The organism is Abiotrophia defectiva ATCC 49176, assembly GCF_000160075.2.
Classification (GTDB): Bacteria; Bacillota; Bacilli; order Lactobacillales; family Aerococcaceae; genus Abiotrophia; species Abiotrophia defectiva.
In genome coordinates this window covers 1,225,860-1,239,204 of record NZ_KI535340.1, presented here as the reverse complement: position 1 = coordinate 1,239,204, position 13,345 = coordinate 1,225,860, and the positions used below count along the sequence as shown (strand labels likewise).

Genomic DNA, 13,345 nt, shown 5'->3' with positions numbered 1-13,345 from the left:
ATGGCTTGACCGGTGTAAGCGCAGTCAAGCCATCCACGTTTTTATTATACTACGATTAAGCTTCTTTTGCTTCTAAATAGGCTTCGTAATCTTCTGCGATCGTGAAGTAGTGTTCCTTGTTCTTGAGGTATTGCAATTGAGGAATTGCCAAGAGGATCACCAATACGACGCCTAAACCTACATAGTGTAAGTTTTGCATTAAGAAACCGAACCCAACCCAGACAGTGTCCCAGTCGAAGTTACCGTGCCAACCGCCGAATTTAGCTAAGCCGAAGGCACCTGCTGCCAAGGCCCCACCCAATACTTGGATGACCCCAGAAGCGAAGGTTAAGATAGAAGCGGCGCGTAAGCCACCCTTGTGGTTAGCATAGACAGCGAAGGTCGCGTTGTCGAAGAAGACAGGTACGAACCCAGTGATGATGAAGACAGGGCTCTTGAAGACAATCAAACCGATGATAGCCACTAATTGACCTAATACCCCGAAGAGGAAACCGATGGTCACGGCGTTTGGTGAACCAAAACCGTAGACAGCCGCACAGTCAACCGCTGGCATAGAACCTGGCAAGAGTTTGTTAGAGATCCCTTGGAAGGCTTCAGACAATTCAGCAACGAACATGCGCACCCCAAGTTGCAAGACTTGGATGTAAACGGTGAAGGTCAAGGCTACCTTCATGATGTAGAAGAAGAAGTCGTCTGTTTCTTTGAGAGTGGTCATCTTGAGCTTGAGAATTTCTTGCCCGTTGACGCTGACTAAGTAGTCTTTACCTAAGATTAAGAGGATGGCACCGAAGAAGACAATCATCAAGATAGAAGTTGCCACGATGGATTCCTTGAAGATAGATAAGAAACCAGGCAATTCCAAATCTTCGATCTTACGGTCGTTCTTACCAGAGAGTTTTGGAGCCAATTTGTCAGTTAACCAAACACCAAACATTTGTTGGTGACCGATAGCGAAGCCCCCACCTTGAGTGAGTTCTTGGGTAGGTTCCACGGTAAGGTTAGAAGCCACTGCCCAGTAAACCCCAAGCACAATCCCTAACACTACCACGAATTGTAATTGGTTAACGTCATTGCCCAAAGCCAAGGCTAAGAGCCAGGTAGCAGTTGCTGATTGTTGAACCATGATGTGACCGGTAATGAAGACGGTACGCACCTTGGTGATACGACGGAAGATAACTAAGGCTAAGTTAGCCAAGAAGGCCACTAAGAGCACTTGCACGGTCAAACCAGTGGCGTGACCTGCTTCTTTCAAGGCTGCTTCAGCCGCAGCTTGCCCGAAGTAAGGGTCGATAACCGCTGCTTGTAATTGGAAACGGTCAGCCAAAGCGACCAAGATTGGACGGAAGTTAGAAACCAAACCACCGGCTGCCACGTTCAAGATCATATAACCGACCACGGCTTTGATGAAACCAGCTAAGGCATCATACCATTTGCGGCCCAAGAGTAAATAACCAACTAAGACAATCAGCCCGACAAAGTATTCAGGCTTGGTAAAGATGTTGGCATAGAAAAATTGCCAGAAACCGAATAAAAATTCCATATTATTCACCTAATCCCTCTAAAATAGATTGTAAGTCTTCCTTGCTGCGGGCCTTAACAAAGGCCTCAACCACTTCTTCTGAATCGAGCAAGGTCACGAGTTCAGAGAGGTTTTCCAAGTGCTTGTCATTGTCTGTAGATGCTAAGACGAAGAAAAGACGAGGTTGGAAATCAGCGCCAGGACCGAAGTCCACTGGCTTGTCTGTATTCATAAAGGCAACGGCGGTTTCATTCACCCCTCTTCCCTCTTGGGCATGGGGAATGCAGATGTCCGGCGCAATCACGATGTAAGGTCCAAATTCGTGGACGTTGGCAATGATATAGCCTGGATATTCTGGCTCAATCACGCCCTGAGCCACTAGGGGCTCACAGGCAGCGCGAATGGCATCTTCCCAGGAATCGTAGCCAGCCTGGAAGCTGAAACGATTACCGTCAATAATTTCTCTTAACATTAGTCAGTCTCCTCTAGTTCAGTCTTATAAGAAGGATGGGAATGGCACGTCGTTTTCCTTGCTGAAGGCATCGTCGAAGCCACGGTAGAAGTTGAATTCCAACTTGTTCAAGTCTTGTGGGTAGTTGTATTGACCCCCTACTTGCCAGATAAATGGTTGGAAGTCATATTGCAGGCGATCTTTCTTCATGTTCCAGAGGGCTAAGATTTCATCGGTGTCCGCCATGAAGTTAGTCCAGATGTCGTGGTGAACTGGGATGACTACGCGGGCATTCAAGCACTCAGCCATACGCAAGATATCTACAGAGGTCATCTTATCGGTAATCCCACGCGGGTTTTCCCCGAAGGCCCCTAAGCAGACATCAATCTTGTGTTCATTACCGTGTTTAGCGAACATGTTAGAGAAGTGAGAGTCGCCGGCATGGTAGATGTTACCACCTGAAGTTTTGAAGAGGTAGTTAACGGCGATTAGGTCCATGTCTTGTGGCATTTTACCCTTGAGTTCATATTCAGGGTCACCATCCCAAGTCACTAAGGCGGTCCGGTCGAAGGCTTCTAAAGCGACCACTTCGATGTCTTTGATCTTAACCGATTCGTTAGGACGTACTACCACAGTACGTTCTGCCGGGACACCCCATTTGAGCCAGGTATCGACCACGGCTTTAGGACCCACGAATTTAGCCTCTGGGCAGTTCTTAGCCACAGCAGCGGCGGTGTTAATGTCTAAGTGGTCAGAGTGGATGTGAGTGACCACTAAAGCGTCCACGCCTTCGATTTCGAATGGATCTAGGACGAATGGTTGGTTACGTAAGTTTGGTTGGAGTTTTTCTACCCCGGACATACGCATCATTTGGTGGCCTTTCTTCATGTTGCCGGCCCCGTGACTGCGTTTACCTGTACCGGTCCAGAGGTCGCAAAGGATGTTGGTGCCTTGATCGGATTTGATCCAAATCCCGGTACAGCCTAACCACCACATAGCGAAAGAATTTGGCTCTACTTGTTTGTCACGAATTTCTTCGTTGAGCCAAGTTCCCCACTCTGGGAAGGTCTCGCGCAACCAAGTATCCTTTGTTACATCTTGGATTGTTCTCATCATTATTACCTCCATTAACTTGTGTCTAGCGATGTTTACATGTCTATGATAACGTAATCAGAGACCGCTTACAAGCTAATTTTATGTTCGTTTTAACATTTAATGTGCTTTTAGTGTGTTCAATGTTTGTTTTATGCTTGTTTTGTGGTAAGATATGGTTAGAAATTACTAGAAAGAAGTGTCCACCATGAAACGTTCCGTCCAAGATGTTCGTCAACGGCGTGATTTGATGATTCAGGCCCTCAACCAATCACCCAGCAAGAGTCTAACCGTCGAAAGCCTAGCCCAATTGGCCAAGGTGTCTACTATGACGGTGCGGCGCGACTTGAACCTGCTGGCTAAGATGGGTATTATCGAACGCCACCATGGTTATGCCATCCTCAATGAGGTGCCCTTTTTTGAAGGTGATACCCAAAATCCCCATATCGAACAAATCAAGCAGGCCATCGCTGAAAAAGCCGCTACTTATATAGAAGAAAAGATGACCATTTATATGAACACCTCCACCACCGCCATGCACGTCATGGACTATCTCAAGGAGACGCCAGTCACGGTGGTCACTAACAACCTGCGCATGAGCGAACAGGAAATGCACCCAAGTTCAACCATTATCCTGTCAGGGGGCGAGATTCATTTTCCTAAGGCGGCCCTGGTCGGCGAACTGGCGGCTGATTCTCTGCGCCATATCAATGCCAATATCTGCATTATGGGCTGCTCCGGCATTAACGCCCAAGTCGGCATTACCACCGGCGACTTCCGGGAGTCCAAGGTCAACCAACTCATGGTCCAGAACTCCCACGGCCTGGTCATCGTGGTGGCTGACTACCGCAAGATTGGTGTCACCTCCAACTTCCAGGTAGCCGGCATTCAAAAGATCGACATCCTCATCACCGACACCTATGGCGACCCTGCCCTCCTCAAGGAAATCGAAGAGGCCGGCGTGACCGTCATTCAAATTGATGAAGCCAGCTAATGCCCAAGCCCCACTTGCTTAAGACTAGCAAGTGGGGCTTGATTTTTTATATAGCAAAAGGGAGCAAGCTCACTGGCTGGCTCCCTTTTCTTCTTGCTTTGCTTGTTTAATGATGGCTTCTAGCGAGGCCGAGAAACGCTCCCGGTCCTGGCGGCCAAAGGGCTTGGGCCCCTTGCCTGCGTAGCGTCCCGTCTTACGTCGGCTGACCTGGCCCATATAACGTTGGGTCAGGAGCTGGTCCATGGCTTCTGGCCGGTAGCGCCAGCCCATGTGATGCAAGACAATGGCCTTGTTAAGGAGAATGGTCGCCAGACCATAGTCCTGGGTGACCACAATATCGCCCGCCTGGACCAAGGCCACAATCTTATAGTCGGCCTGGTCGGCACCTCGCTCCACATAAACCGTCTGGACATGGGCAGGATAATCGGTCTTGCTGACGTGGTTATAGGAGGCCACGATGATGACTGTCAAGCCCCATTTGGCGGCTAGGCTAATGGCCTCGGCCTTAACAGGACAGGCATCCCCATCCAGCAGAATCCGCATCTACTTATCCTCCTGGGCCGCCAATTTGGCTTCTACATAGGCATCTTGGAAATGCGTCGCCCAGTAAACCCACATAATCATGGCCATAAAGGCAATGCCCAATCCAGTTAGGACATGGGCCGGGTTGCCCGTCACAAAGCCTACCAGGACGGCCACCAAGGTTGGCCAACCGAAGCAGTTGAGGCAGACCCGGAAGGCCTGGCCATAAGACTTAATGGAGAAGATATCCGTGAATTTCATAAAGGACAGGAAGCCCGCCACACCAAAGAGCATAATCAGGAAGCTGACCGCTAGCAAGAGCCAGGAATTAATGAAGATGGTCAGAATAACGGCTAGGCGATTATTTTGGAACCACTGGCCAGATAGGAGCCGGTTGAGACTGTCGGCGCTAGTAGCCGGTCTAAAGTCAGCTTCTGGGTCATAAGGCTGGGACAAGAAGCGATTGCCTGCCGCCGTCACCACGAAACGTTCAGGTGTGAAGGCTACCCCCGCCTTGCCTGCCAGGCTAGCTTCTAGCTGCTGGCTATCATCTTTAGCCAGGAGCATGACACGGCCCTGGTCATCGTCACGCAGACTGATGTCTTGGCTAGGCATGACCAGCTGACCTTGGGGACTTGTCGCATAATGAGACAGTTGCTCCGCTACTTGGTCGTCTAGCAGGGCCATAGACTGGGAAGCAAATTGATCTAGGCTGACAATCTTGAGCTGGCCAATCTTAACCGCAATGGGCAGAATCATGACGCTAATAATCAAGAGAATCACAGCTAGGGTCTGTCTGAGTTTGAGGGGTTGCCGCTCCTTGAAGGCCGACACTGGCCCTGCCATGGCGGCAAAGTAATTAAGGGGAAATGCTTTTGTGGACATCCGGGTTCCTACTTTCATTGAATTCTACCTCTCTAGTATACCATAAAGGCACCCGCTGGAAAACCAGGCCGAGAGGTCATGAGGGAAGACTTCCCCCGCTAAACAAAAAGGACAGGAAAAGCTTCCTGCCCCATAAAGTGCTAATATTAGCCCTTGGTCCCCCCGTTGACCAAACCGGTCACGAAGTTCTTCTGTAACATGAAGAAGAGGGCTGAGATTGGCACGGCGATTAAGATAGCACCGGCCGCGAAAAGCGCAACCCGTTGGTTACGTTGGTCCGCAATCAGAGTTTGCAAACCGGCTGCGACAGTATAAGACTCTTCCTTACGCAGCAAGAACTTAGCCAAGAGGTAGTCCCCGAATGGTCCCATGAAGGCCCAGAGGGCTTGCACGGCGATCATTGGGCGAACCAATGGCAAGACGATTTGCCAGAAGATCCTGAAGTGGCCTGCCCCGTCAAGGTTAGCAGATTCATCCAAGTCGTAAGGCACGGTATCGAAGTAACCCTTCATCAACCAGGTGTTCATTGGAATCCCACCACCGATGTAGATCAGAGAGAGAAACCAGAATTGGTTGAGGGCGTTGAGCAAGACAGCCATAACGTAGAAGGCAGTCAAGGCAGCCATGGTTGGCACCATTTGCACGATTAAGAAGAAGAGCAAGGATTTCTTACGGCCCATGAAGTTGTAACGGCTGTAAGCATAACCTGCCAAGGTGACAACGAAGACTTGCACCACCATGGTAGTCGTTGCGACGAACAAGGTGTTACGGTACCAAGATAGGTACTTGGTCTCGTTGAAGAGACGGGTGAAGTTGTCCAAGGACCATTGCATCCCCAAGTCTAGGGAGAAGGCGGTCACGTTCCCTGCCTTAAAGGCCGAACTCACGGTGATTAAGAGCGGGTAAATGATGATGATAGAGAGGACAACCATGTAGAAGTAGGTCAGGAATTGGCCTACATAACGGGAAAATTTCGCTGATTTAGTCAAATTTTTCATGATTAGGCCTCCTCAATGTTAAAGGCGTTGGTCTTCTTGAAGACGAATAAGGATACCGAGATGATGATCAAGGAGATGATCAAGGTCAAGGCCGCCGCAATGGAGAATTGTGGTGATTGGCCGGTGGTAATCTTATAGATCCAAGAAATCAAGATGTCGGTTGACCCGGCACCGCCCCCAACAGAACCCGGACCCCCATCGTTGAAGAGGTAGATCATGGTGAAGTTGTTGAAGTTGAAGGTGTATTGGGTCATGAAGATTGGTGCTGCCACCGACAAGATAACCGGTAAGGTGATGGCGGTGAAACGTTTGATAGCCCCTGCCCCGTCAATTTTCGCTGCCTCATAGAGGGTTTCAGGAATGGATTGCAGGATAGAAGTGGTCATGACATAGACATAAGGGAAACCTAACCAAGCTTGAATCATGATAATGGCTACCTTGGTCCAGTTTGGATCGGTCTTCCAAGCCAAGGTTGGCAGATCCACAAATGGAATCAAGTGGTTCAAGAATGGAATAACCTGCGTGTTAATGGCCCCGATGGAGTCATTGAACATGTTAGAGAAGGTCATGATGGTAATGAAGGCTGGTACCGCCCAAGGTAAGAGGAAGATAACCCCGAAGATACGTTTGCCCTTGATAAATGGTTGGTGAGCCACAATGGCAGTGAAGACCCCAATGACAATTTGTAAGGTGGTCGCACAGATGGTCCAAATCAAGGTCCAAGTGAAGACCGCCATGAAGGCATCACGGAAGGTTGAGAGGTTGAAGATGTTCCAGAAGTTCTCAATCCCTACCCAGTTTAAGAGTTTAGCAGGTGGCGTGTGTTTGAAGTCATAGTTAATAAAGGCTGTACATACCGTCACCAATACTGGGAAGACAATGGCAATGGCCATAAAGATATAAGACGGAATAATTAAGAGATAAGGGAAACCATCCGCATAGATGTTGTGGAGCATTTCCTTCAAGGTCTTAGAGATTTTCTCGCCCTTGTTGATTTTACGAGCGATGGAACGCGCGTCTAGGATGTTAGCCCCATAGAAGGCTAAGAAGATAATGGTAATGATGATTTGCAAGCTCCCACGAATTAAGAGGAAGAGGGAGTGGTCTTGCTTAGGAACGGAACCCAAGGTCACAAAGCCCACGAGGGCGCCATAACCGAAGGTAAACATTTCAAAGATAAAGAGTGCAGTCAAAGCCAGGAAGATAATCCCTTTGAGGGCTTGGCCATTATAGAATTGTCCCAGACCTGGAATCAGAGACAAGCTCATGGCTTTACGCTCATCTTGACGCGGTGCAACCGTGTCTGCCATAATAATACCTCCATTTCAATATTTTAATAGTCGGTCTCCTCTTGCAAAAAGACCTGGTAGCCGAAGGCTACCAGATCATTCAGCTTGAGTAGTTGTCAGCTTATTCGCCGTGTTTTTGTTCGATCGCTTGTTTGATCAATTCTACCGCTGCGTCAGCTGCTTCTTTAGCAGACTTGTTACCTGAAGCTGCGTCGAAGATTAAGTTTTCAGCACCTGGCCATACTTCAGCCATTTCTGGGATGTTTGGCATTGGAACTGCGTTAGCGAAGGTGTCGATTACCGCTTTGGTAATTTCGTTACCGTCTTTAGCTGCTGCTTCACGTGCTACGTGGTTAGCAGGAACTTCGCCGAAGCCTTTGTACAATTTGTTTTGTTGTTCTTCAGAAGATGCCCAGTCTAAGAATTTTTGAGCCAATTCTTTGTTTTCTGAGTATTCTGAGATAACCCATGCTTTACCGCCGGCAAATGGTTTGTACTCGTTACCGCCAGGTAATGAAGGTAATTTAGCAGCACCTAAGTTCACTTTAGCATCTTTGAAGGCTTTAGCTTCCCATGGACCTGCGATGACTGCAGCAGTCTTACCATCGATGAAGGATTGTTTCAAGAAGTCGTAAGAAGACTTAACGTCTAACATGCCTTTTGGCCATACATTCTTGTACCAGTCGCTGATGTAGTTGATCGCTTCAACAGACTTGTCGTTGTTCAAACCGATGTCTTTAGGATCAGTACCGTTTTTGCCGAATACATAACCGCCGTAACCAGATAAGACACCATAGCTGTAGTAGAAGTTAGTCAATTGACCGAGGAAGGCAACGTTCTTACCTTCTTCACCTTCGAACTTGTACTTGTCGTCTTTAGATAAAGCCATTAAGTCATCGAAAGATTTTGGTGCTTCTTTCAATAAGTCTTTGTTGTAGTACATGATGATGGATTCGATAACAGATGGTGCACCGTATACTTTACCGTCGATGGATACCCCTTGTTTGTCTTTGTCATCGTACTTAGCGTCGTCTAATAATTTCACTTCTGATAAGTGACCAGCTTTTGCTAAAGCACCTACACGGTCGTTAGGTGCGATATAAACGTCTGCACCGTTCCCAGCAGGGCCGTCTAAAGCTAAAGCATCTAACATACCGAACATGTCAGTATTGTCAGAGATTTCAACTTTCACGTTGTTTTTCTCTTCGAAGTCTTTGATGTTTGCTTTGAGGTAGTCAGTTAAGCCCCCACCAGAGATCACCAATTTAGCTTCTTGGGCAGTTGCAACTTTCACTGCGCCGAATGGGAATGCTGCTAAAGCCATGGCTGCAGACATAGTCCCGATTGCAAGTTTTTTCCAGTTAAATTTCATTACGAAATCCTCCTTAAAGATAGTATGTTGACGCTTTCGTCAAACGTTACAAGTTTATTATGCAACAAAACGAAACGGCTTTCAAGTTAAAGTTTGGTGTTACCGATAACAATAGTTGCGTGCGTTCTCATTCCCTTATTATCCTCCTATTTCCTAGCCCTTTTAACACTAATAGACCGCTAAAAAAAGAAAAGGCACTGATAAATCAGTGCCTTCAACGGATTATAAACAAATAACAAACGGTTGGGCGGCGTATCCAACATCTCAGTTACCTCTAGGAGGTGCGTCAGGTGCCTTTCTGACCTCGTTGTTATTCTACACTATTATATTTACACTCAAAGAGGTAACTTGTCAATTCTATTAACTCGAATCTTTCCTATTATAAGATAATCACAATTGGATCAGCAGCAACTGTCAGCTTGCCCTCCTTGACGGTGACAGGACTTGAAGTCAAGGCATTGACATAGTCCCCGTCTGGCAGCTCAACCGCTAGCTTGCCTGACTTGCCTTTAAGCGATACTGCCGCTAACAGAGCTAGGTCTTGGGAGCCTGGATGCTTGTAGGCGATTTGCACTAAGTCTAGGTCACGGTCCCCTGATAAGTCATAAGCCCCTCGAACTGGCAGGGCCGACTTCTTGATGTTAATCAGGCGACTTAGGCAGTCGCTTAAGTCTTCCTGCCCTCCTTGCCAGTCAATGGGATCCCGGTCGAAGAGATTAGGCAGATGGCTGGCGCCAATTTCCTGACCGTTATAAATCAGGCTAGCCCCCCGCTGCATCAAGCTAAAGGTCAACCAGTGGCGCAGCGAAGCGCCCTCTGGCATGACGCTAGCAAAGCGTGGCTGGTCATGGTTCTCTAGGTTACGCAACTTGACATAGTTATCAGGATAAATCATATCCTGTAGGGACAGACGCTCCAAATACCAGTCCAGCGGAATTTCCCCGCGGACATAGCGCTCATAGGCCGTCCAAATATCATAATCATAAGTCAAGTCAAAGGCCTCATAGAGTTGGCTGTCGCTAGCCGCGTCTACCCCTTCCTGGCGCAGGGCCTTCACAAATTCTGCGTGGACGGACTCAGCCAACCAGACAAAGTCCTCCTTGACTTGAGCCACGGCCTTGCGGGCTTCCCGCCAAAAGTCCACGGGTACCATGGAGGCCACATCACAACGGTAGCCGTCCACGTAATGAGCCCAGTATTTCAGACTTTCAATTTGGTAGTCCCAGAGAGCCCGGTCTTGGTAGTCCAAGTCCACGATGTCAGTCCACTCCCCTACCCGGTTGCCCCGTTTGCCATCAGGCTTATAGTAGAACCATTCGGGATGGGTCTTAACCAAGACAGAGTCGGGTGAGGTGTGGTTGTAGACCACGTCAATCATAACCTTCATGCCCCGCTCATGGATGGCCTGGCAGAGTTCCTCGAAGTCAGCCAGAGTCCCATACTCGGGATTGACTGCCCGGTAGTCTTGAATGGCATAAGGCGAGCCTAGCTTGCCCTTGCGCTTCTCCACCCCCAGCGGATGAATAGGTAGCAGCCAAATATAGTCCACACCTAGGGCCTTCAGCCGGTCTAGTTGGGGAATCACCCCTGCAAAGGTCCCTTCTTGGCTGAAGTTGCGAACATAGACGCAGTAAATGACGCTGCGACGTAAATCATAGCTTGTATCAAGTGCCATTATATTTCCTCCTCATAGATGATTAGGCCATCAGGGCCCAGACAGCTGTCTTGGTAGCCATTAGCCAGACAGAGCTTAGCCGGCTGGTCGAATTTTACACTTCCTTCATGGTTGAAGTAGGCCACCAAACGTGTGCCTTGGTGGGTCAAACTAATCTTGACCCCATTGTCTAGCGCCTCATAGTCGATTTGCCCTTGAATAATCCAATCATTGTAGCGGTGACGTAAGGCAATCAGAGCCTTCACGAAAGCATACATGTCTTGGTCCTGTTGGGCCGGATCCCATGGCATAACCTTGCGGCAGCCAGGATCGTGGTCGCCATCTAAGCCATATTCGGTGCCGTAGTAGAGGCAGGGACTGCCCAACTGCAAGAAGTTGAAGGCTAGGGCCGCCTTGACCCGGTCCTTATTGCCCTTGGCTAGACTGAGAATGCGCCAGGTATCATGGGAATCCAAGAGGTTGAACATGACCTCATTGTGCTGACGGCGGTAGAGCATTTGCTGGCTCAAGACCGCGTCCACTAATTTCTGGGCAGAACCCCGATGTTCTAAGAAATATCGGGTGGTCTGGGTGGTGCCCAAGTAGTTCATGACCGCATCAAATTGGTCACCCGCCAACCATGGTTGGGAGTTATGCCAGATTTCACCCAGGATATAGAGGTCCGGCTTGATGCTTCGCACTTGCTGGGCAAAGGCCCGCCAGAAGTCATGGTCAATTTCATTGGCCACATCCAGGCGCCAACCGTCAATGTCGAACTCGCGAATCCAGTAGCTGGCAATGTCTAAGAGGTAACGCTGCACTTCTGGGTTCTGGGTGTTGAGCTTAGGCATGCGGCCTTCAAAGGCGAACATCTCATAGCTCAAGCCCTGAGCCCGGTGGATATCCTTAGGTGTTAGGGGATCCACCACAGGGAATTTGTGGATGTGGAACCAGTCTGTGTAAGGCGAAGCCGCCCCCCGCTCTCTGACATCCTGCCATTGCTTGGAGTGGGCCCCGATATGGTTGAAGACGGCGTCTAACATGACCCGAATGCCACGAGCATGGCATCCTTGGACTAGGCGTTTGAAGGTTTCCTTATCACCAAAATGCGGGTCCACGCTCAGATAGTCGATGGTGTCATACTTGTGGTTGGTCGGCGCCTCAAAGATTGGACAGAGATAGAGGCCCGTGATGCCCAAGTCTGCCAGATAATCTAGCTCCTGAATGATTCCCTCTAGATCACCACCGAAGAAATCCTCAGAGGTCGGTCTAATCTTAGCATCCCAAGGCTGGGTCTGCTCAGGACTGAGTTCAGGTCGACCATTCTTAAAGCGTTCCGGGAAGATTTGATACCAGACAGTAGACTTGACCCATTCCGGCACCTTGGCCCGCTCGCTCTCATGCAGATAAGGCAGACGGAAGAAGGAATCAAAGTTAAGGTCCTGGTCAGCTCCCATTTCATGGAAGCCATCATCGCCGTAGGCCATGGTCTGACCCTGACTGTCTTCCAAGACAAAGTAATACATAAGACGGCGATGAGGCACCGTCACTTGGGCCTGCCAGAAATCAAAGATGGAAGTCTCAACCACCAAGGTCAGTTCAGTCTCTTCCTGCTCGGTCAGGAAGGGATCCTGAAAGACCACGCGCACCTTGCTTAGGTCGCCTCTTTTACTGCGCAAACGCAGATGAATGTGTTCCTGGTCGTAGAGATAGGCAAACTCTGACTCAGGACGATGATAAATACTGCTTAATTCCATAAAGTCACTCCTTGTCACTCTCATGCTAGCAGAATTGAGGTTCGATTACAAGAATAAAGAAAGCGGTTACCGGTATCAAGTCAAATTGGCCCCAAGGGGGATTTTAGAGTGCAGGATTTACTACTGAGGCATACTTCATTCCCTATTCACTATTCTTAAATATACAAAAACCCACCTTTCCTTCAAGGCGGGTTAATTAACAAGTCTATTTACAGCAAATGCTTGATATCTCGTTTATTGTAGATGATTCTCCGGATTTCCATCGTCTTATCTTTCACAACATAGAATATACTATAATTACGGACCTGAATTCGATAATAGGGATGAGGTCTCTTAGTATTTGTAGGATAAGGGGCATATCCAAGAGGCGCTTTAAGTCGATGATATATAGCAACTTCTACATCATTCACTAGGCGTTCAGCAGCCCGTGGATTATGAAGTACCTGTGTTATATAGTCAACAATACCTGAAAGATCTTCCTTAAATATAGGAAGGTATTGTATATGATAAGTCTTATTTTCCATTGATTCGTTTTCTTATGTCCGAAAAGACTTCATCGTGTTCTAGTCGGGTATCCGTTTGGGCAGCCATTTGATCAGCCATATCAAGTGCTGACTCTACTGATTCAGTTAAACTAGCATAGTGTTCGATGCTCATGACGACCATAGAACCATACCCATTCTTAGTCAAGTAGACTGGAGCCTGAGATTCTTGTACGATAGCTTCGATTTCAGGATACTTATTACGCAAATCAGATACTGGTCGAATGTTAATCATAACTATCACTCCTTTATCCTAATTTTATCATAATA

At 48.3% G+C, this 13,345-nt stretch carries 13 protein-coding genes; 1 reads left to right on the top strand and 12 read right to left on the bottom strand.

Features of this window, described 5'->3' with window-relative positions:
- Positions 1-55 precede the first annotated feature (55 nt).
- From GCWU000182_RS05745 to ulaG, 3 genes are read right to left on the bottom strand one after another with little or no spacing between them, the layout of a single operon-like run.
- Positions 56-1,540 (bottom strand): PTS ascorbate transporter subunit IIC, encoded by a 1,485-nt coding sequence (locus GCWU000182_RS05745; protein WP_023391860.1) that lies wholly within the window; start codon positions 1,538-1,540, stop codon positions 56-58.
- Position 1,541: 1 nt separating this feature from the next.
- Positions 1,542-1,991, bottom strand: a complete 450-nt coding sequence (locus tag GCWU000182_RS05740) for a PTS sugar transporter subunit IIA (protein WP_023391859.1) — start codon at positions 1,989-1,991, stop codon at positions 1,542-1,544.
- Positions 1,992-2,015: 24 nt separating this feature from the next.
- The gene (gene ulaG / locus GCWU000182_RS05735; RefSeq protein WP_303887228.1) at positions 2,016-3,083 is read right to left on the bottom strand and encodes an L-ascorbate 6-phosphate lactonase; all 1,068 of its coding nucleotides are present in this window, start codon (positions 3,081-3,083) and stop codon (positions 2,016-2,018) included.
- Between the two features lie 187 nt (positions 3,084-3,270).
- On the opposite strand from ulaG, the gene GCWU000182_RS05730 reads away from it, so the two are divergent.
- Positions 3,271-4,056, top strand: a complete 786-nt coding sequence (locus GCWU000182_RS05730; protein ID WP_023391857.1) for a DeoR/GlpR family DNA-binding transcription regulator — start codon at positions 3,271-3,273, stop codon at positions 4,054-4,056.
- 69 nt (positions 4,057-4,125) lie between these two features.
- On the opposite strand, the gene GCWU000182_RS05725 is transcribed toward GCWU000182_RS05730, so the two are convergent.
- The 9 genes from GCWU000182_RS05725 to GCWU000182_RS05685 form a co-directional block, all read right to left on the bottom strand.
- Positions 4,126-4,599 carry a YaiI/YqxD family protein gene (locus GCWU000182_RS05725; protein ID WP_023391856.1) on the bottom strand — a complete coding sequence of 158 codons (474 nt, stop codon included), beginning with the start codon at positions 4,597-4,599 and terminating at the stop codon, positions 4,126-4,128.
- On the bottom strand, positions 4,600-5,463 hold the full coding sequence (locus GCWU000182_RS05720; protein ID WP_035364177.1) for a hypothetical protein: 864 nt from the start codon (positions 5,461-5,463) through the stop codon (positions 4,600-4,602). It lies immediately after the preceding gene.
- A gap of 146 nt (positions 5,464-5,609) precedes the next feature.
- Positions 5,610-6,461: a sugar ABC transporter permease gene (locus GCWU000182_RS05715; protein WP_023391854.1), complete on the bottom strand. Its 852-nt coding sequence runs from the start codon at positions 6,459-6,461 to the stop codon at positions 5,610-5,612.
- Positions 6,462-6,463: 2 nt separating this feature from the next.
- The gene (locus GCWU000182_RS05710) at positions 6,464-7,771 is read right to left on the bottom strand and encodes a sugar ABC transporter permease (RefSeq protein ID WP_023391853.1); all 1,308 of its coding nucleotides are present in this window, start codon (positions 7,769-7,771) and stop codon (positions 6,464-6,466) included.
- 100 nt (positions 7,772-7,871) lie between these two features.
- Complete coding sequence (locus GCWU000182_RS05705; RefSeq protein WP_023391852.1) at positions 7,872-9,122, bottom strand: extracellular solute-binding protein; 1,251 nt, start codon at positions 9,120-9,122, stop codon at positions 7,872-7,874.
- A gap of 379 nt (positions 9,123-9,501) precedes the next feature.
- A complete protein-coding gene (locus GCWU000182_RS05700) occupies positions 9,502-10,797 on the bottom strand; it encodes an alpha-amylase family glycosyl hydrolase (RefSeq protein WP_023391851.1) in 1,296 nt (431 codons plus the stop codon).
- On the bottom strand, positions 10,797-12,533 hold the full coding sequence (locus GCWU000182_RS05695; protein WP_035364175.1) for a glycoside hydrolase family 13 protein: 1,737 nt from the start codon (positions 12,531-12,533) through the stop codon (positions 10,797-10,799). The genes GCWU000182_RS05700 and GCWU000182_RS05695 overlap by 1 nt, the downstream gene beginning before the upstream one ends.
- Before the next feature lie 209 nt (positions 12,534-12,742).
- Complete coding sequence (locus GCWU000182_RS05690) at positions 12,743-13,057, bottom strand: type II toxin-antitoxin system RelE/ParE family toxin (protein WP_023391849.1); 315 nt, start codon at positions 13,055-13,057, stop codon at positions 12,743-12,745.
- On the bottom strand, positions 13,047-13,310 hold the full coding sequence (locus GCWU000182_RS05685; RefSeq protein WP_023391848.1) for a type II toxin-antitoxin system Phd/YefM family antitoxin: 264 nt from the start codon (positions 13,308-13,310) through the stop codon (positions 13,047-13,049). The genes GCWU000182_RS05690 and GCWU000182_RS05685 overlap by 11 nt, the downstream gene beginning before the upstream one ends.
- Positions 13,311-13,345 lie beyond the last annotated feature (35 nt).

Excerpts from the sequence above, each read along its gene's own strand:
- GCWU000182_RS05745 (WP_023391860.1), bottom strand. The coding sequence starts at position 1,540 with ATGGAATTTTTATTCGGTTTCTGGCAATTTTTCTATGCCAACATCTTT.
- GCWU000182_RS05740 (WP_023391859.1), bottom strand. The coding sequence starts at position 1,991 with ATGTTAAGAGAAATTATTGACGGTAATCGTTTCAGCTTCCAGGCTGGC.
- ulaG (WP_303887228.1), bottom strand. The coding sequence starts at position 3,083 with ATGAGAACAATCCAAGATGTAACAAAGGATACTTGGTTGCGCGAGACC.
- GCWU000182_RS05730 (WP_023391857.1), top strand. The coding sequence starts at position 3,271 with ATGAAACGTTCCGTCCAAGATGTTCGTCAACGGCGTGATTTGATGATT.
- GCWU000182_RS05725 (WP_023391856.1), bottom strand. The coding sequence starts at position 4,599 with ATGCGGATTCTGCTGGATGGGGATGCCTGTCCTGTTAAGGCCGAGGCC.
- GCWU000182_RS05720 (WP_035364177.1), bottom strand. The coding sequence starts at position 5,463 with ATGTCCACAAAAGCATTTCCCCTTAATTACTTTGCCGCCATGGCAGGG.
- GCWU000182_RS05715 (WP_023391854.1), bottom strand. The coding sequence starts at position 6,461 with ATGAAAAATTTGACTAAATCAGCGAAATTTTCCCGTTATGTAGGCCAA.
- GCWU000182_RS05710 (WP_023391853.1), bottom strand. The coding sequence starts at position 7,771 with ATGGCAGACACGGTTGCACCGCGTCAAGATGAGCGTAAAGCCATGAGC.
- GCWU000182_RS05705 (WP_023391852.1), bottom strand. The coding sequence starts at position 9,122 with ATGAAATTTAACTGGAAAAAACTTGCAATCGGGACTATGTCTGCAGCC.
- GCWU000182_RS05700 (WP_023391851.1), bottom strand. The coding sequence starts at position 10,797 with ATGGCACTTGATACAAGCTATGATTTACGTCGCAGCGTCATTTACTGC.
- GCWU000182_RS05695 (WP_035364175.1), bottom strand. The coding sequence starts at position 12,533 with ATGGAATTAAGCAGTATTTATCATCGTCCTGAGTCAGAGTTTGCCTAT.
- GCWU000182_RS05690 (WP_023391849.1), bottom strand. The coding sequence starts at position 13,057 with ATGGAAAATAAGACTTATCATATACAATACCTTCCTATATTTAAGGAA.
- GCWU000182_RS05685 (WP_023391848.1), bottom strand. The coding sequence starts at position 13,310 with ATGATTAACATTCGACCAGTATCTGATTTGCGTAATAAGTATCCTGAA.